The sequence below is a fragment of the Pantoea sp. X-Soil-ISGK-259 genome (genome assembly GCF_059730705.1).
Genome location: NZ_AP035988.1, coordinates 25,297 through 47,382 on the forward strand (window position 1 = coordinate 25,297; position 22,086 = coordinate 47,382).

19 protein-coding genes and 1 pseudogene are annotated in these 22,086 nt (G+C 53.9%); 6 read left to right on the plus strand and 14 right to left on the minus strand.

Annotated features, from left to right (window positions below):
* Positions 1-452: 452 nt before the first annotated feature.
* Positions 453-1,049: a cyclic nucleotide-binding domain-containing protein gene (locus tag AC6I77_RS21745; protein WP_497817357.1), complete on the plus strand. Its 597-nt coding sequence runs from the start codon at positions 453-455 to the stop codon at positions 1,047-1,049.
* Between the two features lie 222 nt (positions 1,050-1,271).
* Here AC6I77_RS21745 and AC6I77_RS21750 read toward each other — a convergent pair whose 3' ends face one another.
* Both AC6I77_RS21750 and AC6I77_RS21755 read right to left on the minus strand, forming a co-directional pair.
* The gene (locus AC6I77_RS21750; protein WP_497817358.1) at positions 1,272-1,718 is read right to left on the minus strand and encodes an SgcJ/EcaC family oxidoreductase; all 447 of its coding nucleotides are present in this window, start codon (positions 1,716-1,718) and stop codon (positions 1,272-1,274) included.
* A 685-nt stretch (positions 1,719-2,403) separates the two neighbouring features.
* Positions 2,404-2,607, minus strand: a complete 204-nt coding sequence (locus tag AC6I77_RS21755; RefSeq protein ID WP_497817359.1) for a hypothetical protein — start codon at positions 2,605-2,607, stop codon at positions 2,404-2,406.
* Between the two features lie 733 nt (positions 2,608-3,340).
* Here AC6I77_RS21755 and AC6I77_RS21760 point away from each other — a divergent pair.
* A complete protein-coding gene (locus tag AC6I77_RS21760; RefSeq protein ID WP_497817360.1) occupies positions 3,341-5,875 on the plus strand; it encodes an excinuclease ABC subunit UvrA in 2,535 nt (844 codons plus the stop codon).
* A 117-nt stretch (positions 5,876-5,992) separates the two neighbouring features.
* Here the strand turns inward: AC6I77_RS21760 and AC6I77_RS21765 are convergent, their stop codons facing one another.
* From AC6I77_RS21765 to budA, 7 genes are all read right to left on the minus strand, one after another.
* Complete coding sequence (locus AC6I77_RS21765) at positions 5,993-6,247, minus strand: Txe/YoeB family addiction module toxin (RefSeq protein ID WP_003850603.1); 255 nt, start codon at positions 6,245-6,247, stop codon at positions 5,993-5,995.
* The gene (gene yefM, locus AC6I77_RS21770) at positions 6,244-6,495 is read right to left on the minus strand and encodes a YoeB-YefM toxin-antitoxin system antitoxin YefM (protein WP_003850602.1); all 252 of its coding nucleotides are present in this window, start codon (positions 6,493-6,495) and stop codon (positions 6,244-6,246) included. Before yefM ends, AC6I77_RS21765 begins: the two co-directional genes overlap by 4 nt.
* Before the next feature lie 103 nt (positions 6,496-6,598).
* On the minus strand, positions 6,599-7,912 hold the full coding sequence (locus AC6I77_RS21775; RefSeq protein ID WP_033762133.1) for a CitMHS family transporter: 1,314 nt from the start codon (positions 7,910-7,912) through the stop codon (positions 6,599-6,601).
* A gap of 339 nt (positions 7,913-8,251) precedes the next feature.
* Entirely contained in the window at positions 8,252-9,703 is a 1,452-nt protein-coding gene (locus AC6I77_RS21780) for a flagellin N-terminal helical domain-containing protein (protein WP_071778552.1), read from the minus strand.
* A 205-nt stretch (positions 9,704-9,908) separates the two neighbouring features.
* A complete protein-coding gene (locus AC6I77_RS21785) occupies positions 9,909-10,682 on the minus strand; it encodes a (S)-acetoin forming diacetyl reductase (protein ID WP_003850595.1) in 774 nt (257 codons plus the stop codon).
* Positions 10,683-10,705: 23 nt separating this feature from the next.
* Positions 10,706-12,385: an acetolactate synthase AlsS gene (gene alsS / locus AC6I77_RS21790; protein ID WP_110412147.1), complete on the minus strand. Its 1,680-nt coding sequence runs from the start codon at positions 12,383-12,385 to the stop codon at positions 10,706-10,708.
* A 14-nt stretch (positions 12,386-12,399) separates the two neighbouring features.
* The gene (gene budA / locus AC6I77_RS21795) at positions 12,400-13,182 is read right to left on the minus strand and encodes an acetolactate decarboxylase (protein ID WP_105100083.1); all 783 of its coding nucleotides are present in this window, start codon (positions 13,180-13,182) and stop codon (positions 12,400-12,402) included.
* 104 nt (positions 13,183-13,286) lie between these two features.
* On the opposite strand from budA, the gene AC6I77_RS21800 reads away from it, so the two are divergent.
* Both AC6I77_RS21800 and AC6I77_RS21805 read left to right on the plus strand, forming a co-directional pair.
* Positions 13,287-14,180, plus strand: coding sequence for a LysR family transcriptional regulator (locus AC6I77_RS21800; protein ID WP_003850589.1), 894 nt, complete (start codon positions 13,287-13,289; stop codon positions 14,178-14,180).
* An 83-nt stretch (positions 14,181-14,263) separates the two neighbouring features.
* Positions 14,264-14,509 carry a hypothetical protein gene (locus tag AC6I77_RS21805; protein WP_003850587.1) on the plus strand — a complete coding sequence of 82 codons (246 nt, stop codon included), beginning with the start codon at positions 14,264-14,266 and terminating at the stop codon, positions 14,507-14,509.
* A 59-nt stretch (positions 14,510-14,568) separates the two neighbouring features.
* Here the strand turns inward: AC6I77_RS21805 and AC6I77_RS21810 are convergent, their stop codons facing one another.
* From AC6I77_RS21810 to AC6I77_RS21825, 4 genes are all read right to left on the minus strand, one after another.
* Positions 14,569-17,613 carry an efflux RND transporter permease subunit gene (locus AC6I77_RS21810; RefSeq protein WP_140915803.1) on the minus strand — a complete coding sequence of 1,015 codons (3,045 nt, stop codon included), beginning with the start codon at positions 17,611-17,613 and terminating at the stop codon, positions 14,569-14,571.
* A complete protein-coding gene (locus tag AC6I77_RS21815) occupies positions 17,610-18,743 on the minus strand; it encodes an efflux RND transporter periplasmic adaptor subunit (protein WP_497817361.1) in 1,134 nt (377 codons plus the stop codon). Before AC6I77_RS21815 ends, AC6I77_RS21810 begins: the two co-directional genes overlap by 4 nt.
* A gap of 93 nt (positions 18,744-18,836) precedes the next feature.
* Complete coding sequence (locus AC6I77_RS21820) at positions 18,837-20,006, minus strand: sensor histidine kinase (RefSeq protein ID WP_008926807.1); 1,170 nt, start codon at positions 20,004-20,006, stop codon at positions 18,837-18,839.
* Positions 20,003-20,698, minus strand: coding sequence for a response regulator (locus AC6I77_RS21825; RefSeq protein WP_008926808.1), 696 nt, complete (start codon positions 20,696-20,698; stop codon positions 20,003-20,005). The genes AC6I77_RS21820 and AC6I77_RS21825 overlap by 4 nt, the downstream gene beginning before the upstream one ends.
* Before the next feature lie 128 nt (positions 20,699-20,826).
* Between AC6I77_RS21825 and AC6I77_RS21830 the strand changes: the two genes are divergently transcribed.
* Positions 20,827-21,615 carry a MipA/OmpV family protein gene (locus AC6I77_RS21830; protein WP_497817362.1) on the plus strand — a complete coding sequence of 263 codons (789 nt, stop codon included), beginning with the start codon at positions 20,827-20,829 and terminating at the stop codon, positions 21,613-21,615.
* A gap of 8 nt (positions 21,616-21,623) precedes the next feature.
* Positions 21,624-21,746, plus strand: coding sequence for a hypothetical protein (locus AC6I77_RS21835; RefSeq protein WP_255348852.1), 123 nt, complete (start codon positions 21,624-21,626; stop codon positions 21,744-21,746).
* A gap of 70 nt (positions 21,747-21,816) precedes the next feature.
* Here the strand turns inward: AC6I77_RS21835 and AC6I77_RS21840 are convergent.
* Positions 21,817-21,984 (minus strand): annotated as a pseudogene (locus AC6I77_RS21840) (family 1 glycosylhydrolase); the annotation flags it as partial.
* Positions 21,985-22,086 lie beyond the last annotated feature (102 nt).

A 22,086-nucleotide genomic window follows, 5' to 3' on the forward strand; every position in this document is an offset into this window, starting at 1 on the left:
ATCGGGTCGGGCATTGCCAGCCCGGTTTGCCGCAGCTGAAGCGTAAAAGATAGGTGATGTCATGGTTTTAAGAATTCCTCTTTAAAAGACGCACCCTCTCAAGACACGAATACAGTGATTCATATTGCAGTTTGATCTTGTTATTAACTGCCATCCCCTAAGCCTGGATTAAAGGTTTTTTTCTACATGATAATCACGACACAATTTTTTCTTTTAAAGGTTGTGGATATGAAAAATAGATTAGTGCTGTATTGTTATTCACATAAGTAGCATACGAGCCAGCAAGTTAAAATCTTGTGAAGTTTACGAAATCAGGGCGTGACTAAAAACAAATCAGTCATATATACAAGCGTATGCATTTGAGACTATTTTTATTTCCAGCTTATACATAAGCTGAATTATTTTTAAATACTATCTTCATTCGTTAAGGAGCAATCAAAAGGAAGTTTTTTATGTCCAGGCATGTTGCGGAAAGTCATCTTAATATCATCCATAATATGGAGCCTTACATTAAACCGGCAAGATTCGATCGACTTTCACGGGGGAAGCAGTTCTTCGATTTTTTCACTGGTCAGGAGAGAAAGGTATACCTGATTAAGGAAGGGGATTTTATTATCCGTTCAAAAAATGGAAATAAAATCATCAATATCATTACGGGGCCGTTTGTCATCGGCGCCATGCCGGCACTGGAAGCACCGCCGATATTCATTGAGAAAGTCGACTACGGAAAAATCTACAGCATTGAATATAACCAGTTCTGGAGCCTCGTAAACCATAAAGGGCTGTTTCCGGACGTTATGAAAATCATGTCAAGCTATCACACCGATCTGCTGAACTGCCTTCAGTCACATTATGCCAATTCGGAAGTGCAGGTCACTAATGCAATCAGCCGGTGGAGTGCGTTTCCGTGTCATATAAAAAAGCGATTTTCAGTGCTTTACTTTCTGACCAATAGCACTTTTTTATCCAAAAGCACGGCATCACGGGTATTGAAGAAGCTCCGGGAAACGGGCGCGGTTCAACTGGACAAAGGCAAACTGATTGATTAGTAAAGCGCACTTTCGTTTCGCAAAAAGGCTGACCAGTGCGCTGAGCATCACCTTTTATCCTCGTCAGTCACTAAGACATTCCCTGCGTCACTTGCCCGGTGCCTTTACCTGAATGAGAAAGGGCACCGGGCAGGGTCACTGAACATCCAGCCTGACTGGCTGTAATAAGAAGCCATTACCGCTTTAGTTATCTCTCAGGCCGGCCTGAGCATCAGCAAAGATTCAGCCTTCCGGCATTGCGGAGGAGTGATGCGACGAGATTTTCCACGCTTTCCCATCCCAGACATAGGTAAAGGTGTAGCGCGCTTTTACTGAAGACTTATCTGCAAAGGTAAAGGTATAGACCCCGCTGTCGGTTGCCTTGTTGCAACCGGTGCGAATGGTCCGGCTCTCAATTTTACCGACAGGTTTTTTCTCCAGAAAATGCTCAAAATAATCCACATGCTCCGCATCACTCTTTCTTACTTTGTTTGAGAGGGTGGGCAGAAGAACCGCATCGCTCAGATAGTTTTCAGCGACTTTGTGGGCATCGCCGGTCTGCAGAGAGTTGTTCCAGCGGTCAAATAATCCTGCAATCTCTTGTTGATCCGTTTTTACACAATCCTGCGTAGTCTGTGCAAAAGCATTGACTGAGAAAGCAGTCAGTAAAAGCAACATACTTTTTTTCATAATCTATCCTTTTATGAAGTGTGTTAAGAAACCGGCACTGAAATATCACTTTTATATACTTCACAGCCGGTAAGTCGTTTTAGCTATTAACCATTACTGAAAATTACGGCTCCGTTTTGGCAATCAGATACACATAATTACCATAGTGTGCGCCGATTATTTTATAGTTAACCCCTTTTGCTTCCGCTTTTTTCGCGAGGGATTTTTCCGCTTCATGAATGCTCAGTCCGGTGGCTGAGCATTCATGAAGCCATCGCACCGGCTGATACGTTAAATAAAAATAAAAACGTTGATAATAAAAGAATGTTTTTACGCATAGTGAACACCTCACATTTTGAGTTTAGATAAGCTCAGAGATATAGTCTCTGTTTAATGAAAATTAAAAAATCTGATAATGACGCTATCTATCACCTGGTATATATAATTAAAATTTCATTCTGATTTTGATAAGTGCGTTTTTATTCAATTTCTGGCTATTTTGCTGCTGAGGCTCATAGGTGTAAGCGATAATTTTAATCAGCATGAACTGGTGCTCAATTTTTTTGCTGAATTTAAATTTGGTCATTGGCAATAAGCGTTACTGAAGGAGCCAGTAATATAGTAAGCGCCACCGCTGTCGGTGAATTTTTCAGCGATAATTAAGCGCTGTTATGTAATTGAATATTCATAATATAACATCTGCTGATTAATGGTTTAATATTCCTGTATCATCAAGGAATGCACCTTCAACATCGGTCATCAGGCGCTCAGATCTGTAAAAGTAACCATTTTCATTTCCATTATCATTTGATCCGATGCGCTGATTAACTTTCCCATACATCCAGATAAAATCGATTTCATCAGGATATTCATCGCAGACATTTTCAGAAATGATAAGGTCTGTCCGCATTCAATGAATCCTTAATGCTGACGAGATAAACTTTTCTTAATTTAATATTGATATCCGTCTTGCCCGATGTGAAACATCTTTATATTTCGGGGAGTGATAGTCAACGGAGGTCGGCTAACGCGATTGATAGGTAAAGTGATTTTAAATCAAATCATCCATAGTTATCACCAATGGGAAATCAGATGGTTACCTTTTAACTAATTGAATATATTGATCTCTTTAATTTTTGGCATTTGATTGAATGATTATTTTGGTTTGCGGGAAATAATGAGTTCTGAATAGGTAAAATAAACCAGTGGTGCTCAGCTAAAGTCTGCCGTTAAATTATCGAGGGAAATGCTAACAAGATGTATGGGGTTCATATTTAAATAACGATTGTTTTTTAAATCACGGTTTCATTAAAGACCTGCATCAGCACCTGATCAGCAAAATTATGTTTACTTCTCTTTACTTCTATTTACCAAAGTCATGCACTATTTCGCCTCTGGTTCAGACTATTAGGTTCAGGTAGTAAATGGTCGGGATGTACTGATTCAGGAGTGCGTAGCAGAATTTATCAGGAGTCATTCAACGACCTGTTGCGTTGTGAAGATAGAAATCCGTGACTACCCTTGCTGTTGCTTCAATTCTCAAACGGGCCGGATAGCCTGAAGACCCGATGAGCATCTGAAATGTTTCAATCATTAATGGCAGGCGAATGTCAGGCTGCCATGCATTTTTAAACAGGGAAATCATGACAGACCAACGCAATGCTGAACGTAACCGCGCTGATGAGCATATCGACCCTTATGTTTCGGTACAGGGTGCAAGAACGCATAATCTTAAAGATGTCTCGTTTCGGTTTCCCCGCAACGCCATGGTGGTGTTTACCGGCGTGTCAGGTTCCGGTAAATCGTCACTTGCCTTTGATACGCTTTACGCAGAAGCCCAGCGCCGGTTTATTGAGTCGGTTTCGCCCCATGCCCGCAGACTGATCGATCAGGCCGCGGCACCGGATGTAGATAATATTGATGGACTTCCGCCTGCGGTGGCTCTGCAACAGAGCCGGGCGGGTGCTCAGGAGCGCTCAACGGTGGGCAGCCTCACCCGAATTTCCGTTACGCTGCGTCTGCTGTTTTCCCGGGCAGGTGCACGACCCGACGGTGTACCTTTTATGACCGCCGATTATTTCTCGCCTAACAATCCAGAAGGAGCCTGTCCGCATTGCCAGGGACTGGGAAGCGTACACACCGTCAAAACCGACTCAATGGTGCCGGATGACTCACTGAGTATCCGCCAGGGCGCCATCGCGTCATGGCCCCGAGGCTGGCATAACAAAAATCTGCGAAGCATCCTTGAGACACTCGGTTACGATGTCGATGCGCCCTGGCATACGCTTTCATCCCGTGACCAGCAGTGGATATTGCTGACGGACGAACAGCCTTCGGTGCCGATTTTTATCGGTCTGAATGCTGAACAACGTGAAGAAGCGTTGGCTGCGGGTGAAGAGCCCGCTTATACCGGGACCTACACCAGTGCCGCAAAAATCGTACTACAGAGTTATTCGGGTGGCAGTGAGACGACGAAGAAACGGCTTGCCCGTTATGTCACGGTCACGCCCTGTTCAGCGTGCCACGGTAAAAGACTGAATCGGGATGCCTTATCCGTCACCTTTGCGGGTTATGACATTGCCAGCCTGAGTGAGCTTTCTGTCTCGGCGCTCGCAGAACTGCTGAAGCCTTATGCTGATGGCACCTCATCCAACCTGCCTGTAGAGGCTGCCCTGCGGGAGGCGGTTATCCGGATGACGTGTGATATCAGTATGCGGCTTCAGCAACTGGACACGCTGGGGCTGGGCCATCTGGCACCGGGCCGCCGGACCACCCAGCTCTCATCCGGCGAGTTGCAGCGCGTGCGTCTGGCAACCCAGTTGATATCACGATTGTTTGGCGTGCTTTACGTACTGGATGAGCCTTCTGCCGGCCTGCATCCCGATGATGTTAAAGCGCTGCTCACTTCCCTGAAAAACCTGGTGCGCGCCGGTAATTCGCTGGTGGTTGTCGAACATAATATGGACCTCATCGCCGAGGCTAACTGGCTCATTGAGGTTGGCCCGGGTCCGGGAACGCATGGCGGTGAGATCGTTTATAACGGCGAACCCGCAGGACTTAAAAACATCGCTTCACCCACGTCTGACTATCTCTTCTCGCGGAGCTATACCGGACTGCGCCAGCGCCGGCCTGCAGAGAGCTGGCTCAGGTTTGAGCAGGTCCATTGCAACAATATTTCCGCAATGGATATCGCTATTCCGCTGGCAAGAATGACAGCTGTCACCGGGGTTTCTGGTTCCGGTAAATCAACACTGTTGAATCGCGTGCTCCCGGAAATGCTCGGACGTTTTGATAAAATCGCTGACAGCGACGAGGGCGAGGAAGAGGATCTGGTGGCAGACGTCAGAGGACAGGTGGTGAGCGGAAGTGACGCCATCGGCCGACTGGTGAGAATCGATCAGCGTCCTATTGGCAGAACGCCTCGATCAAATCTGGCCACTTACACCGGATTTTTCGACATTATCCGCAGGTTGTTTGCAGAAACCCCTGCAGCGAAAGCCAAAGGCTTCAGTGCCAGCCGTTTCTCATTCAATTTACCCGCCGGACGCTGTCCTGCATGTGAAGGGCAGGGGCAGATTTCAATTGAGCTGCTGTTTATGCCCAGCGCCACCGCAACCTGCTCAGTCTGTGCGGGAGGCCGTTATAATCCCGACACGCTGGAAGTGAAGTGGAACAACCTGACGATTGCGGATGTGCTTGCTCTGACCGTGGACGACGCCACTGCGCTCTTTCACGCGTATGACGGTATTCAGCGTTCGTTAAAAGCTTTGACGTCACTGGGACTGGGATATCTGACGCTGGGTCAACCCGCCACTGAGTTGTCTGGCGGCGAGTGCCAGCGCATCAAACTCGCCTGGGAACTGCAGCGTTTACAGCGTACGCCTACACTCTATCTGCTTGATGAACCATCGACTGGTTTGCACCCGTCTGATATGGATAAGCTGCTGATTGTGCTCGATGAACTGGTAAAGCGCGGCCACACGGTGATTATGGCGGAACATACTATGCGCATTGTGGCTGAAGCGGACTGGGTGATTGATCTGGGGCCCGGCTCGGGGCTCAGGGGAGGAAAGATTGTTTCATCCGGCTTACCGGAAGAGGTGAGTCTCTCTGCAGAAAGTCTGACAGCTCCCTGGCTTTCGGCGCAGCTGAAAAAGAGGGCAGGCGATCCGGATTAATCGGGTGGCATAGCGATCTGTTGCGGGATGGGGGCCGTGTCTGGGTGCAGGAACCGTGTGATGCTTCCTGTACCGAATCACTCGGTTGATCGTCAATGTCAGGAAGGCGACTTCTGGTCAGTAGTGATAACGGCATGAGGCGATTAATAATGCCTCCTCAGTGACGGCGTAGACCAGTCGATGTTCCGCCGTAATCCTGCGGGACCAGAATCCCGCAAGATTATGCTTCAGGGGCTCGGGTTTTCCCTTGCCTTCAAAAGGCGTCCTGCTGGCATCTTTAAGGAGTTCGTTAATCTTTTTGACGGTTTTTTTATCAGTATCCTGCCAGTACAGATAATCTTCCCAGGCTTCTGCGGACCAGGTCAGTTTCACTCAATAATATCCCTGTCAGTCCCTTTACCGCTTTGCAGGCTTTCGATAGCATCCATCAATCTGCGAGCATTCTTAGGCGAACGCAGCAGATAGGCCGTCTCTTCCAGTGAGTTATATTCATCAAGCGACATCAGCACGCAGGATTCGCCGTTCTGGCGAGTGATTAACACCGGTGCCTTATCTTCAACTGTCTGAACCATCGTGGCAGAAAGATTCTGTCTGGCTTCGCTGTAACTGATTGCTCTCATAAAACCTCCGTAATGAACAATACAAGTCATTGTACAATGACTGTTGTAGTTCGGGAAGCGAATAACCGGGAACATTGCCGGCTATCCACCCGAAAGCAGAGGATTAACGGTGGAACAACGGGAAAGCACCGGTCAGCAGACCGCCAGCCATCAATACCAGACTCACCAGAATTCCCCACTTGATTGCAAAGCGCTGATGGTCACCGATGTCGACCTTCGCCAGACCCACCAGCAGGTAGACTGACGGTACCAGCGGGCTCAGCAGGTGGAATGGCTGGCCGACAATGGAAGCGCGAGCAATCTCTTCAGCGGTAATGCCATAGCTGGCCGCTGTCTGAGCAATAACGGGCAGAATGCCAAAGTAAAACGCATCATTCGACATAAAGAAGGTGAACGGCAGGCTGACAAGCGCGGTAAATACTGCCAGGTAAGGGCCAAAGCTGTGCGGGATGACCGCCAGCAAACTTTTCGCCATTGCATCAACCATACCGGTGCCGGAAAGGATACCGGTGAAAATACCGGCGGCAAAAATCAGCGCGGTTACCGCCAGAACGTTACCGGCATGGGAGCTGATGCGCGCTTTCTGCTCTTCCAGCGTGGGATAGTTGAGCATCACCGCTATCGCAAATGCCAGCATAAACAGGATCTGAATCGGCATTAACCCAACCACCAGCAGCACCAGTAGCACAGTGGTCAGGATGAAGTTAGGCCAGAACATTTTTGGCCGGCGATTGGCGGCGCACTCTTCGGCATCCCCCAGACCCAGTTCAATATTGTCGAGATGGTGATCTTTCATGGTCATCACGCCTAAACGCTTACGTTCACGAAGACCAAACAGCACTGCCATGGCCACAAGGCTAACGCAGGCCAGCAACATGGCCGGAAGCATCGGAATAAAGATGTCGAGGGCATCAATGCGCAGTGCCGCTGCGGCACGGGCTGTCGGGCCACCCCATGGCGAGAGGTTCATGATACCGCTGGCGAGGTTGACCAGACAGGTCATCATCAGCACATTCATACCCAGCCGGTGATAGAGCGGCAGGAACGCGGCGATAGCGATCATATACGTCGTGGAGCTGTCACCATCCAGTGAAACCAGCAGGGTCAGCACCGCCGTGCCGACCAGCACTTTCAGGGGATCGCCGCGCACCATCCGGAGAATAAAGCGCACCAGCGGATCAAACAGTCCGGCATCAATCATCAGACCAAAATAGAGAATGGAGAAAGTCAGCATGACGCCGGTAGGAGCCAGCTTCTTGACGCCGTCCAGCATCATGTCACCCAGGCCCGCGTAAAAACCGCCAATCAGCGCAAATACGGTTGGTATCAGAATCAGCGCAATCAAGGCTGACATGCGTTTGGTCATGATCAGATACATGAAGCAAACAACCATGGTAAAACCCAGTATTGTCAGCAAAATAACAGCCCTCGCAATGGCGTAAAAGTAATGAAAAGTGCTTATGACCGCAGGAAAATTCAGGTAATTACTTAGTCTGGTAACGATTAACCTGTTGTTTTAGTTAATCCTGCGCAGGATGGTGATATTAAATTGTTATCAGCATTTAGCATTTATTTAACAAAAAAAGGTGATGACGACCATTCTTAAACGAATCTTAAACGAGTTTGTGTGACTGGGATCAAAGCGTGACGAGGGGTAACCGGGGATTTCGGGCCAGCAGAGGGCCGAATCAGGCGATGTTAATGGAGAAGAAACAGGGAAAACGGCTGAGGCAGGACGCCCTGCCGGTTAAAAGTATTAGCTGCCTAACAGCTGAATAATCATTTCAGGTGTTTTGTTCGCCATTTTACTGACGGCAGTCTGGCCCTGCTGAATAATCTGGTTACGAGCCAGCTGACTGGCTTCTTCTGCATAGTCCGCATCCTGTATGCGGCTGCGAGCTGCTGAGGTATCCACGCCCTGCTGCGCCAGCACATTACGGTTTGATTCGTAACGGTTAATCTTCGCGCCATAAGTCGACTGATAGCCGCTGATCTTCGCCAGCGCGCGCTCCAGCGCTTTCATGGTGCTGGAGATGTCCTGACTGTTCAGCAGTGTTGTGTTGTTCAGCCCCAGGGTTTTGGTATCTGACGGTGTAGCCGGGATGGTATCCGATTGCACTGGCTGACCATAATCTGCGCTGGTGACCACTTCCAGAGGACGACTCTCATGTGGCGGCGTTTCAGGCACGCCTTTAGGTTCGGGCAGTTTTCCCCAGGTCAGATTACCCGTGAAAGAGCCATTGCCCACCACCACCACAATCAAATCTTCGTTTACAGTATCCAGCGTGATGCGCTCAAGCCGGTTACTGGTGATGGTCCCGTTATTGAAATCGCCGCTGGCGACATCTTCATAACGATCGCCATCACCGCTATACGTGATGTTCATGCCGTTATAAGTGCTGCTGTTGCTGCCCGCCAGCGCCCAGCTTGTACCGCCCTCGAGCAGTTGCGAACTGTCATATGCCGCACCGCTGCCAAAACCGTTTTTGCTGGTCAGCAGGCGGGTATCTGCGGTAGCCGCATTGGTGATGCCTTTGCTGGCCCAGGTGTAATCGGGCGCACTGCCATCCAGCGGTGTACCGACCAGATGCTTACCGTCGCGGGTAAAGAGCTGGAGATCGTCATCCATACCCAGCGAGTCGATGGTGATGCTTATCGCTGTCGAGCCTGCCGGAATATAGGCCAGCGGGATCACGCCGGAGGTAAAAGAGTAATTCTTGCCTGGAACCGGGAACTTCGTGTTGATAGGGTCAACGTTACCCAGTTTCGCAGGAGGCAGATCGGGATTATTGGTCGCCAGCGGATAACGCCCGAAAATCTCGGTGTGATCCGCGATGTCATTGATGCCTGCCAGAATCTGCTGATATGCACCGTTGACGCTCTGCCTGTCCGCATCCGATAGCGTGCCGTTGGCTGCCTGAACCGAAAGCGTGCGGGCCTGGATCAGCAGATCGACAATGCTACCCAGGCCGCCGCTGGCGGTCTGGGAATAGCTGATAGCGTCATTGAGGCCGCGCGCTACCACCGCATCGGCGTTGATATTGGCCGTCATGCGGTTGGCAATCGCCTGACCTGCCGCATCGTCTTTCGCACTGTTAATCCGCATCCCTGATGATAACCTTTCAACCGTTCGTCCCAGAACAGAGTCAGTGCTGTACCGCATTTTGTTCGTGATGGCGGCGGGCTCGTTATGGTTGATCGTTAACATGGTCGCTTTGAACAGGGAGAGGAGTCTCTGTTTTATCGGCAGGATAATAAGCAGCTTTAATCTCTCAGGCGACAAAAACGCAGGTCTGGCGCGATTAAACGGTCAACAGGCTGATGGCTAACCGTTTTTGAGATAAAAGAAACTAATGTTTTAATGGGTGCAGAAGCAGAGCCTGCTGCGCCGGAACGAAGCAGGCGAGGGCAGATCAGTTAAACACCATGCCGCCATCAATCAAAAGTGACTGGCCAGTCATGTAATCGGAGTCGGGACTGGCGAGGTAGGCGACGCAGGCGGCAACATCTTCCGGTTCAGAAAGACGTCCCAGCGTAATACGTTTCGCAAATTCCTCCGTGCCGTAACCGGCGGGCTTTCCAGCTGCTTCGGAAATCTGTCTGTCGATCTCTTGCCACATTGGCGTTCTGACAATACCCGGGCAAAAGGCATTTACCGTGATCCCGGCAGGCGCCAGATCACGCGCGGCGGTCTGTGTCAGGCCGCGCACGGCGAACTTGCTTGAGCTGTAAACCGCCAGCTCCGGATTACCAACGTGACCCGCCTGGGAGCAGGCGTTGATGATTTTGCCACCGTGACCTTCTGCAGCAAACGCTTTAATCGCGGCCTGCATACCCCAGATCACCCCTTTGACATTGACGTTGTAGACCTTGTCGACCACCGCTTCGGTAATCTCCGCAATTGGCGTGGAGGGCGCAATACCTGCGTTGTTAACGATGACGTCAAAACCACCCAGTGCGAGACGAGCCTCTTCGACTGCGGCCAACACCTGATCGCGCTGCGAGACATCGACCTTCAGGGCTATCGCTTTTCCGCCCAACTGGTTGATCTTGTCTGCGACCTGGCGGGCGGTCTCCTGATTGAAATCGGCCACCGCGACCGCCAGTCCATCTTTCGCCAGACGCAGGGCGATCGCTTCACCAATGCCCTGGCCTGCGCCAGTCACAAATGCCACTCTGTTTTTCATCATGATTTCCTTTTTACATGAACTTAAAGAAGCTGACTCAGATGCAGCTGGCCCATCAGTAACGGGTTGTCAGCGTAATCAACAGGCACAGCCACAACTGCAGGTCCCTGAACATCCATCGCTTTTCGCAGCGTAGGCTCCAGTTCTGCTGCACTAGTCACCGCAAAGCCCGCAGCCCCAAATGCTTCTGCGTAGGCTTTAAAATCAATCGGGCCAAAATGAACACCAGAGACACGGTGATATTTCTTCTCTTCCTGCATCGCCACCATGTTGTAGGCGTTATCAACCCAGACGATGTGCAGAATATTTGCTTTTAACCGGACGGCGGTTTCCAGCTCCATGCTGGACTGCAGGAAGCCGCCATCACCTGAAACCGACACCACTTTGCGTTGCGGATCGACCAGCCAGGCGCCAATCGCCCACGGCAGGGCCACGCCCATGGTCTGCTGACCATTGGAGATCATGATCTGGCGGGCGCGGAAGCTGTAGAGATAGCGGGCGATCCAGATGTGGAAGCTACCCATATCAACGGTGAGGCTGACATCGCTGTTAATAATGTCCTGCATGGCGCGCACGATGCGCAGCGGATGCAGGGCAAACTGATTGAGGCTGGCACCCTGCATTGCCAGTAATTTTCGTTGCTGCTGGCGATCGTCAAGAATAGAGGCAGTTTCTGCAGTCAGTTGCCGTGGCGCAGTAATACGCGCAGCCAGTTTACGCACCGTGGCCGCGATATCCCCCACCAGCTCCGCATCGGGCAGATAGCGGTTGTCGGTCTCTGCGGGTATCACGTCGATATGAATCAACGTGGCATTGCCGCTGTTCCACATCGCCGGTTCATATTCTACCGGGCTGTAGCCGATGGTCATGATCAGGTCAGCCTGTTGCAGCAGCCGGTCGCCTGCCTGGTTATTAAACAGCCCGACACGCCCGGCAAAACGTGAGAAGTGATCCTGTCTGACGGCCCCGGCTGCCTGATAGGTGCTGGTGACCGGAATATGACTACGGGTCAGCAGCTCGTCGATGGCTTCGCTGTTCTCCGTCTGGCTCGCCATCAATCCCAGCAGGATAACCGGATTTTTAGCCACGGCAATCGCCCTGCTGACTGCCTCAATCATCGCGTCTGGCGCGGCACCTAACACCGGACGGCCTTTACTGCTCAGCGCTTTGCCGGTCACCGGCTGATCGACAATATCCTGTGGCAGGCTGATAAAGGCACCGCCGCCGCGGCCATGTTCCGCATGGCGAAACGCATTTGACAGGCATTCAGAAAGCGCAGAGGGATCGGTCACTTCAACCGCATATTTGGTGATCGGGCGAAACATCGAAACGGTGTCCATGCTCTGATGAACCTGCTTTGCACTGTCGGAACGTTTCACCTGGCCGCCGATAGCGACCACCGGATCACCTTCGCTGGTGGCGGTAGCCATACCGGTGATCAGGTTAGAGCAGCCCGGCCCTGAGGTAACCAGCGCCACACCCGCGTTGCCGGTGAGACGGCCAACTGCGGCGGCCATAAACGCGGCGTTAGCTTCGTGGCGAACCGGTATGGTCTGAATGGATGAGTCCAGCAGCGAGTCAAAAACCTTATCGATCTTTGCGCCAGGGATGCCAAAGACATGCTGGACACCCTGTGCCTCAAGTTGCGCGACCACCAGGTCAGCGCCACAGGTCCAGAGCGTGGTATCGGTTGAAGTTTTCATCGTCATTCCTCTGATTAGCTTTCTACCGCTCGGATCGCGGCGTCAAGATTGGCGGGGTTCAGGTCGGCATTGAGAAAGTCACTGTCCTGCGGCAGATCCACGACCAGCTTGCTGATGGCACCAAAGGTCAGGGTGCCCTGTTCCAGCGCGTAATCGAGAATGTGGCCGCCGCCTTCGCGGTCGTCGGTAATAAAATGTTCGTGATAGCCCGCAACGTTAATGCCCTGCATATATTGCGGCGTGCGGAATCCAATCAGTTCCCCCGCACGCTGGCTAAAGGAAAAGGTAGGCTGATCGTCCAGCACTTCCGGCATGGATCGATACGGGCGGCACTGGCACGGCACGGTGCGGGTATCGACGCGGCTGAAACGACCGCTGATGCGTAGCGCACAGAACTGGTTATCGGAGGTGATTTCGCTGTCGATCACCCGATGGATTTCCTCGCGTGACAGCGGCCGGTCAAACTCAAACAGGTGCTGCGGCTTGAAAAAGGTCATGACCGCAAACGGAGTTTTCTGCGCCGGATCGGCTGGATGCGCGCTGCCGTCGGCGTGCAACTGATAGACTTTGCTGTCAAACGCGATCATCTCGCCATCCAGCCGGTTGAAGGTGCCCAGGCCGAAATCCCCTTTGCGCAGCAGGTCGGCAATGCGGACATTACCGTCATAGACGCCGCTCAGCAGCGCACTCATTAAAGAGGTCTGATAGATAACACTTTCTGGCGCATCCTGGGAAAGCGTTAAGACAGTATGTTTTAGTTGATCCTCGCAGGAACAATCAGTTACACAATTGCTCATTTGATGCCTCGTCGATTAACCGTTAAGCCGTGTTAACCTAATGGTGAACCGATTCAGTCGGTGGGTCCAATAGCGAAACCTGTTAACTTTGAGACGTTTTTGATATGGAACTTCGCCATCTGCGTTATTTTGTTGCCGTAGCCGAGACGCTTCACTTTACCCGAGCCGCTGAATTGCTGGGGATATCGCAGCCGCCACTGAGTCAGCAGATATTGCGGCTGGAGCAGGAGATCGGCACGCCATTGTTGAAGCGGCTGACGCGCGGGGTTGAACTCACTGAAGCGGGAGAAGCGTTTCTGGCGGATGCCCGACAGATTGTGCAGCTGGCCGATCAGGCGCTGGAAAACGCGCGTGGCATTGCGCGCGGGATCAGCGGTCAGTTGTCGCTGGGATTTGCCAGTTCGGTGGCGTTTAATTCGCGCATCTTCACGCTAATCCATAAGTTTAAGGAACGTTATCCCGCGATGACGTTGCTGACGCGTGAAGAGAATATGGCGTTGCTGATGCAGGATTTACAGGAGGGATTACTGGATGCGGCCTTTATCCGGCTGCCGTGCGAAAGCAGCAAAGCGTTTAATCTGCGTGTCATTTCCACCGAAAAAATGCTGATTGCGCTGCCGCGTTCTCATCCCTTAAGCGGTACACCCACTGTGCCGCTCTCCGCGCTGGCGGATGAAACCCTGATCATTTTCCCGCGTGACGTCTCGCCGAGCCTGTATGAGCTGATTGTCACTGCCTGTCTGCGGGCGGGCTTTTCGCGCCACACCTTCCAGCAGGCGCCGCAAATCACCACGTCGTTGGGTATGGTCGCGGCCGGCTGCGGGATTGCGCTGGTGCCGGAGTCGATGCGCTGCGTCGATAACCCCGACGTGAGCTTCTGCGATATCGAAAACAACACGCTGTTTACCGACGTGGCCTTTGCCTGGCGTCGGCTTCATCCGTCAAAAGCGGTGCTGCATCTGCTGGCAATGCTGGCAGAACTGCCTGCGCCACACTAAGAGATGGGTTGATAAGCGCCAGCTATTGTAATGAAAACAATAACCAACTGGCGGCACGAAGCCGGGATGCCAATAATCGGTGCATGACTATATATCGCGTAAGAGTCGGGTTTCATAACCCGTCAGCCCTGACATTCAGGCAACTGGATGAAATTCTGGAGCCGCAGCGATTCTGGAGAACAGATTCGGCAGGCGGCCAGTTCCGCTATTTCATGGAGTATGAGTACCAGTCTGACGTGCGTGACCTTTGTTCGGTCTGCTCGCTGGCCTACAGTCAGGCCTGCAAAGTCAGAAAGTGCCCACTGATTCTGGTCGAGGTGATGAACTGAGGACGTCCGGCGATTCTGCTGTTCCTGGTACAGAATCGCCGGACTTTTTTTGAACGGATTTAACGTGAACGGCGTTCCATCATCAGACTTAACGCAGCGGGCAATACCGTAAGTGTCACCAGCGTACCGCTCACCAGCCCACCAATAATCGCCAGTGCCATCGGCCCCCAGAAAACCTGATGAGAAATAGGGATCATGCCCAGGATTGCGGCACACGCGGTCAGCACGATTGGACGCGCCCGGTGATGGGCGGCCTGCCGGATAGCTTCACCAGCGGCAAGTCCGGCGCGGCTGTTCGTATCCACTTCACTGATCATAATCACGGCGTTGCGGATGATGATTCCCGCCAGTGCAATAATCCCCAGCAGCGCCACAAACCCCAGCGGAGTACCCGCAGGCAGCATTGCGGATATGATGCCTGGCAAACCAAACGGTGCCATGCTTAGCGCCAGCAGCATGCCTGAGAAACGTTGCAGCTGAATCATCAGCAGGATCAGCATGGCGCAGATCGTTACCGGCAACAGAGCAAACACAGAACCGTTGCCTTTGTCTGATTCTGCCGCCACGCCACCTTCTTCAATACCATATCCGGCAGGCAGTGAAGCACGCAGAGCGGCGACACCTGGCGCGAGCTGTTGCGAAACCTGTTCAGCCCGCTGACCGGGTGCGATATCGGTCTGTACGGTGATGTAAGCCAGCCGCTGACGGCGCCAGATCACCGGGTCGTCCACCCCCCAGTTCAGCGTCGCGACCTGCCGCAGCGGAATTTTTTGTCCGCTGGCATTGGTAATCATCAATCCTGCCAGCAAGTCAGTGTCCTGGCGCGCCTTGTCATCGCCGCGCAGCACCACATCGATCAGGCGGTTGCGATCGCGCAGCGTGGTCACCACGCTGCCGGACATCAGCGTATTCAGCGCGGTGGCTATCGTGTCTGATGAGAGTCCAGCCGCGCGGGCCGCTGTCTGGTTTACTGCCAGCCTGATAACGCGTTCTGGCTCTCCGGCGGTGAGATTGACACCCCGGGTCAGCGGTGAGCGAGCAAGCTGTGCCGCCAGCCGATCGGCGACCTGCCGAACCTGTGCATTGTCCGGACCGGTGATGCGATATTTCAGTGGCCAGCCAACCGGCGGCCCCAGCTCAAGCGGTGAGACGCGAGTACTGATATCGTTAAAATCTGCTGCCAGTTTTCGTTCCAGCCGGCTGCGCAGCCGATCGCGCACGGTGAGATCTTTTGCCACCACCACCAGCTGCGCGATGTTTTCATTATCCAGCAGCACATCCATCGGTAGATAGAAGCGGATTGCACCTGAGCCAACGTAGCTGGTGAAGTTCGCCACATCCCGGTCATTCTGGAGCATTTTTTCAAGTTGTACGGTACGACGCAGGGTTTCGGCCTGCGCGGCATTGGCGGGCAGCGTCAGGCTGACCAGCAATTCGGGGCGGTCTGACGCCGGGAAAAACTCACCCTGCATAAAGGTGGTGGCATAAAGGCTGACTAACAGCACTGCCATTGCCACGCCCATTGTCACCAGTCGGTTACGCAGAATCACGTCCAGAAGTCGGTGATAAGTGCGCGCAAGCACGCCCGGCGACGGGTGGGCTGTTATGTGCTTTACAGACAGCAGCCAGCAGCCGGTGAGTGGAGAAAAGATTACTGCGACCACCCACGAGCAAAGCAATGCAAGCGCAATCACCACAAACAGCGAATAGCAGTACTCTCCGGCACTGGAGGCAGCGAACCCGACCGGAATAAAACCCGCAATCATCACCAGCGTGCCGGTCAGCATAGGGAATGCGGTGGTTTTGAACGCATACGTCGCGGCCTGCCACTTACTGTCGCCTGCTTCCAGCCGCGCCACCATCGCTTCGACAGTGATCATCGCGTCATCCACCAGCAGCCCCAGCGCAATGATCAGCGCACCCAGTGAAATTCGTTGCAGGCCGATGCCCGCCAGCAACATGCCGGTAAAGGTCATGGCCAGCACCAGCGGAATGGCCGCTGCCACCACCAGACCAGCACGCAGTCCCAGCGAGACGAAAGAGACGGCTAACACGATGACGACCGCTTCGCCCAGTATCCGGACAAAGCCGCTGACCGCATTTTTCACCACGGATGACTGGTCAGCCACGCGGGTCAGGGTGATGCCGTGCGGTAACTGACTGGCCAGTGTCTGCATGCGCTGGTTAAGCTGCTTGCCGAAATCGAGCATGTTGCCGCCTGGGGCCATGGAAATCGCCAGCCCGATAGCCGGAACGCCGTTAACCCGAAACGTGGGTGCCGGGGGATCGGCAGGTTGAAGAGTGATGGTAGCCAGTTCAGTCAGCGGGATGAAACGCTCTCCGATATGCAGGGTAATTGCCCGCAGGTTTTCGACCGAGGTCAGGGTGCCACTGACCCGCAGCGCAATGTTCTCGCGGTCGGTTCGCAGGCTGCCCGCGGGTACCACGTCGTTCTGCGCTTTGATGGCGTCGCTGACCTGCTGTAAATCGAGTCCCATGCCGTTTAGCTTGCGCGGGGAAAAGGCGATAACCACCTGCTGCTCCTGCACACCCAGCAGGGTGGTTTTTCCGATGTCGGGCAGACTCGTCAGACTTCGCCGCAGGTTATCGACCCGATCGCGCAACTCTCTGGCGGTAAAACCATCAGCCGTAAACCCATAAATTGTGCCGAAGGTGTCATCAAACTCATCGTTCACTGCCGGACCCTGCACGCCCTGAGGCAGTGAAGCGGCAACGTCTTTCATCTTTTTACGTAACTGATACCAGGTGCCAGCCACCTGAGAGGGTGGTGTGTCATCACGCAGGTTGACATATATCACCGTTTGCCCGGCGCGGGTTTCGCTCTCAACGGCGTCCAGCGACGGGATCTCCTGTACCTTCTGTTCCAGTACGTCAGTGACCAGTTGCACCATATTGTCCACGTCCGCGCCCGGCCATTGGGCCGAGATGACGGCAGTTTTGATGGTAAACGCCGGATCTTCATTGCGGGAGAGACGTTCATAGCTCAGTACACCTGCCGCCATCACCAGCAGCATGAAAAAGATGACCAGTTGCTGATGCGCCAGCGCCCAGCCAGAGAGGTTAAAGCCAGCCGGTTTTTTCATGGCGCCTCCTGCATCAGCGAGACCTTTTCGCCGGGCTGCAGGGTATTAACGCCGGCCGTCACAACGCGCTCGCCCGGCTGGATCCCGGCAGTTACAAAGATTTGATGCGCGTTAAAGCGGGCCAGGACTACCGGACGAAGCTGCAAGCGTGACGCTGCATCAACAACCAGCAGCGCGGGTTTGTCTGAGAAACGGGTCAGAGCGCTGGCGGGCAGGGCGATCACTGGCGGTTGTGCATCGGGCAGGCTGACGGTGACCGTGGCACCGGGTGCCATCGCCTCAGGTGGATTTATCAACGAGATGCGCAGTCGCCACGTGCGGGTCTGCGGATCGGCTTGTGGGCTGATGTCACGCACCGTGCCGCTGGCCTGCACGGTGGGATCGGCGAGCAGCGTCACCTTTAGTGGTATTTGGCCGTCAGGACGCAAAAGCGCTGGTGTGGTCAGGTCAAACACCGCATCGCGTGCATCTCCCGCTGCCAGCGTCATCACATTTTGTCCAGCGCTGACCACCTGGCCAGGCTGAACCGTGATGGCGGTGATCCGGCCTGCGGTGGGTGCAGTGAGTTGAGTCCAGCTGAGAGTGTCCTGGGCATTTTTTAGCGCTGCTTCGCTGCTGAGACGGCGTGACTGCGCGCTTTGCCAGTCTGCCTGGGCGCTGTCAAGCTGGCTGCGGGCGATGGCGCCACCGGGCATCAACAGCCGCATTCGATGAAGATTAAGTGCGGCGACCCGTTCGGCGGCGCGAGCGCTGTCGAGATCGGCCTGTGCGCTACTGAGCTGATTACGTGACTGATCATTTTCCAGCGCTGCAAGCGGTTGTCCGGCGCTGACGCGATCGCCCAGTTCAGCCGCACGACTCACGACCTGGCCATCCAGCCTGAAAGCAAGCGCGACCTCTTCATGGGCGCGGATTTCTCCGGTCAGCACCAGTGAAGCATCACTTCCGAGCGGCGGAACAATCACCGTTTTAACTGGTCGCGGCGGGGCAGCGGGCGGGGCAGAATTATTGTCCCGGCAGCCAGTCATGATGAGCACGCCAAGCAGCACAAACATGGCTGGTGCAAAGATCTGAACACTAAAAAGGTGACGCCACACCTGGCGGGCAGCATCCGGGATTAAATCAGTCATAGCCGGGTTCCTTTAATGAGTTGTGCTCATTGAACCCGGCTTGTGTCCAGAAACGTTGCATGAACCATCAAGAAATGGTCAAGCCAGAACAATTTATCTCCCCGGCAGCGTTATCCCGATTAACAGGCCGCCGTCAGCGGGTAACGTGGCGCGAAGTGATCCGCCGTGCGCCTCGATGATAGCTTTGGCGATCGACAATCCCAGACCGCTCCCGCCAGAGTGGCGAGCACGAGAGGAGTCAGCTCGGGTAAAGCGATCAAACAGCTGCGGCAGAAAGTCCGGCTCTACACCCTGACCATAATCGCGAAAAGTCAGGGTAACCGCCCGATCGTTCTGGCTGGCGGAGATCAGCAACGCACCCCCGTCCGCCGCGTAGCGCAGCGCATTCTCACAAAGGATCGTCACCACCTGGCCCAGGCGGAATGCATCGGCATCGAGCATCAGAGCCTCTGGTGCGATGACGCTGATGGTCACACCTGCCTGTTCTGCCTGCGGCAGCAGCCAGCCCGTACGCTCGCGCAGTAACTCACTGAGATTAAACCGTTCCCGGTTCAGGACCAGCTGACCGGCATCCGCCAGTGACAACAAATGCAGTTCATCGATCAGTCGGCTGAGCTGCGTCAGTTGCTTCATGATCATTGCCAGTTGCTGCGGCTCCGCTGGAAAGACGCCATCCAGAATACCCTGCAACCGGCCCATCGCCGCCGTCAGGGGTGAGCGAAGTTCATGTGCCATCGCCACATGCGAGGTGCGCAGCTCGCGCTCGTAACGCGCCAGTTGCTGCGTCATCTGATTAAAATCTTCGGTAAAGCGCACCAGCTCCTGCGGAGCTTCTTTTACCACTGCGGCTGTTCGGCCAAATTCCCCTTTTGATACCGCGCGCGCCGCGGTCGCCAGCTGACTGAACTGCGTGGAGAGTGGGCGCGCGAAACGCAGTGCCATAAACACCATAAACGGGATGGTGACGACCACCAGCGCAATCACAGTAAACCAGTCCGACGAGGCCAGCGACGGATCAGAAAAAGTGAGCCCCCACCATTGATCCACGATCTGGTGAAAGCGTGCCGGGTCGCTGGCAGGATGGCGCCGTAGCTGTGAAAACTCCTCCAGCAGTGCGGGTGGCATACGGTAATAGACCCAGTACGCCTGCACCGCGAAGCGCAACCACATACAGAAGGCGATCAGAATGACACTGCCAATCGCCAGAAACATGACCCTGACGCAGATCCAGCGCCACAGAGAGTTGTAGATGTTTTTATTCATGGCTGTCTGAACCGGTAACCCACGCTACGCACCGCAGGTAACACGTCAGAGATGCCTGCAGCTTCCAGTTTACGGCGCAGGTTGTAGACGTGTGTATCCACCACCCGCTCCAGCGCATCGCTTTCCGGCAGACAGTGCTCCAGCAGAAACAGACGGGTAAACGGACGCGTTGGTGCGCGCATCAGGGTGACCAGCAGGGAAAATTCAGTGGGTGTCAGATCGAGACGGCGCGATGTGCCACTGTCGCATTCAATTACGGCTGTGAGGGCGATCGGATCAACGACCAGACCGGCCCAGCGCAGGATTTCGGTGACCGGCGCGCTATTCTGACTGCGGCGCAACACCGCCTGCACGCGCGCCACGACTTCGCCTGGATGATAGGGCTTGACCACATAGTCATCAGCGCCATAGCGGAGTGCACCGATGCGGTCCGGCGCATCGCTCATCGCCGTCACCATGATCACCGGCGTATCGTCGCGACGTCGCAGTGCGGCCAGCACTTCGGTGCCGTTCATGCCAGGCAACATGATATCCAGCAGGATCAGATCGGGCTGCCAGCGTCTGGCGGCATCCAGCCCGCCAGGTCCGTCACCGACAATCATAACCTCATAATTTTCACGTTTCAGATAGGCCTCAAGGACGCCGGCCGCGTCAGCATCATCTTCAATAATCAGGATACGTTTTAGCTGCATTTCAGATCACCTTGACTGTTTCTTCATAAATCCCTGGTCGTTCATTGACACTCGCCCCGCATACTCCGGCCAGTGACGCGGCCCTGAATCCCTCAGCTCCGCACCTGATGTGATAATGAGGAAACGAGATGATAACCGGAAAAATAACGCTTCACATGGTCTGTTTTTCACTGGCATTAAGCGCGGCTGCCGCAAGAGCGGATGACAGTGCCACGCCTTCGTCCAGTGTGACGGTGGGCATTGCAGGCATCAATGCACCGCGTTACAGCGGCGCAGATAAGCAGCACTGGCAGCTGACGCCGATTATTCAGGCGCGCGACGGGGCTTTCTTTCTCGATTCGCAAAAAGGGATTGGCTACGATCTACAGGCAGATAATGGGTTGTATCTGGAACATACCCTGGGCTATGGGTTAGGCCGATCTGACCGCAATTCCTCATGGCGTGACGGTGATGACCGGCTCAGGGGCATGGGAAAGATCGATGCCACGGTGAACACCGCGCTTGCGGTGGGATGGTCAGTCACACCATGGTTTGTGCTGGAGGGCAAAGCGACGCTGCCACTAAGTGACAGTCAGGGCGTGCAGTATCGGACATCCGTAACGTTGATTCCCTGGCAGACCAGCGATGATACGGTGGCACTGCAGGTGGCAGGTCTGTTTGGCGACGGACGTTACATGAACACCTGGTACGGTGTTAACCGCGAGCAAAGCGCGCGTAGCGGTTATGAACGTTATGACGCTGCGGGTGGATTTTATGGCACCGACGCCAGCCTGACCTGGAGCCATCAGTTCACGCCCGCCTGGGCTGCCAGTGTCATCGGTGATTACACATGGCTGGATAAACTTGCCTCAGATAGCCCGATTGTCGCGCGGCACAATGGCGCATCGGCAACCCTGGCATTGAGTTATACCTTCTGAATGGCACCATGAAGAAAAACGGGATGCGCAGCCACCGTCGTTTGCTTGCTGCGCTGATTCTGTTGTATCTGCTGGTTTATGCAGTGATTGTTGTGGCGTTGAGTCTGTTCGATGCGCCGGTACAGGGATAGGGCACTGCAGCGGCTATGAGTTGGTGTGAGGCGCAGCGAGGATTATCATCATTCAGCCGCAGGTGGGTGAAAATGCTGCAACGACCTGATGATTTTTCCTGCCTTCCTGTTCCGGCATCGCCATCGGCATATTGAAGTGAAACAGCGTAATAAAGGGAGTCATACCCTGTGCCAGCAGTTCATCAATGACCTGGTTACAGAAGACAACGGCCTCCTGATTGACGTCGCCGGTGCCATTGTTGAAAGAAAAGGAGAGGGTCGGGAAGTCAGGAAGGATACAGGTTTATGACGCTATTGCTGACGGGGAGCCTCTGGAATTATCCAGCAAAGCGTGACCTTC

Bases quoted from the DNA above. Each gene is read 5' to 3' on its own strand.
- AC6I77_RS21745 (WP_497817357.1), top strand. From the start codon at position 453: ATGTCCAGGCATGTTGCGGAAAGTCATCTTAATATCATCCATAATATG.
- AC6I77_RS21750 (WP_497817358.1), bottom strand. From the start codon at position 1,718: ATGAAAAAAAGTATGTTGCTTTTACTGACTGCTTTCTCAGTCAATGCT.
- AC6I77_RS21755 (WP_497817359.1), bottom strand. From the start codon at position 2,607: ATGCGGACAGACCTTATCATTTCTGAAAATGTCTGCGATGAATATCCT.
- AC6I77_RS21760 (WP_497817360.1), top strand. From the start codon at position 3,341: ATGACAGACCAACGCAATGCTGAACGTAACCGCGCTGATGAGCATATC.
- yefM (WP_003850602.1), bottom strand. From the start codon at position 6,495: ATGAGAGCAATCAGTTACAGCGAAGCCAGACAGAATCTTTCTGCCACG.
- AC6I77_RS21780 (WP_071778552.1), bottom strand. From the start codon at position 9,703: ATGTTAACGATCAACCATAACGAGCCCGCCGCCATCACGAACAAAATG.
- AC6I77_RS21785 (WP_003850595.1), bottom strand. From the start codon at position 10,682: ATGAAAAACAGAGTGGCATTTGTGACTGGCGCAGGCCAGGGCATTGGT.
- alsS (WP_110412147.1), bottom strand. From the start codon at position 12,385: ATGAAAACTTCAACCGATACCACGCTCTGGACCTGTGGCGCTGACCTG.
- budA (WP_105100083.1), bottom strand. From the start codon at position 13,182: ATGAGCAATTGTGTAACTGATTGTTCCTGCGAGGATCAACTAAAACAT.
- AC6I77_RS21800 (WP_003850589.1), top strand. From the start codon at position 13,287: ATGGAACTTCGCCATCTGCGTTATTTTGTTGCCGTAGCCGAGACGCTT.
- AC6I77_RS21805 (WP_003850587.1), top strand. From the start codon at position 14,264: ATGACTATATATCGCGTAAGAGTCGGGTTTCATAACCCGTCAGCCCTG.
- AC6I77_RS21810 (WP_140915803.1), bottom strand. From the start codon at position 17,613: ATGAAAAAACCGGCTGGCTTTAACCTCTCTGGCTGGGCGCTGGCGCAT.
- AC6I77_RS21815 (WP_497817361.1), bottom strand. From the start codon at position 18,743: ATGACTGATTTAATCCCGGATGCTGCCCGCCAGGTGTGGCGTCACCTT.
- AC6I77_RS21820 (WP_008926807.1), bottom strand. From the start codon at position 20,006: ATGAATAAAAACATCTACAACTCTCTGTGGCGCTGGATCTGCGTCAGG.
- AC6I77_RS21825 (WP_008926808.1), bottom strand. From the start codon at position 20,698: ATGCAGCTAAAACGTATCCTGATTATTGAAGATGATGCTGACGCGGCC.
- AC6I77_RS21830 (WP_497817362.1), top strand. From the start codon at position 20,827: ATGATAACCGGAAAAATAACGCTTCACATGGTCTGTTTTTCACTGGCA.
- AC6I77_RS21835 (WP_255348852.1), top strand. From the start codon at position 21,624: ATGAAGAAAAACGGGATGCGCAGCCACCGTCGTTTGCTTGCTGCGCTG.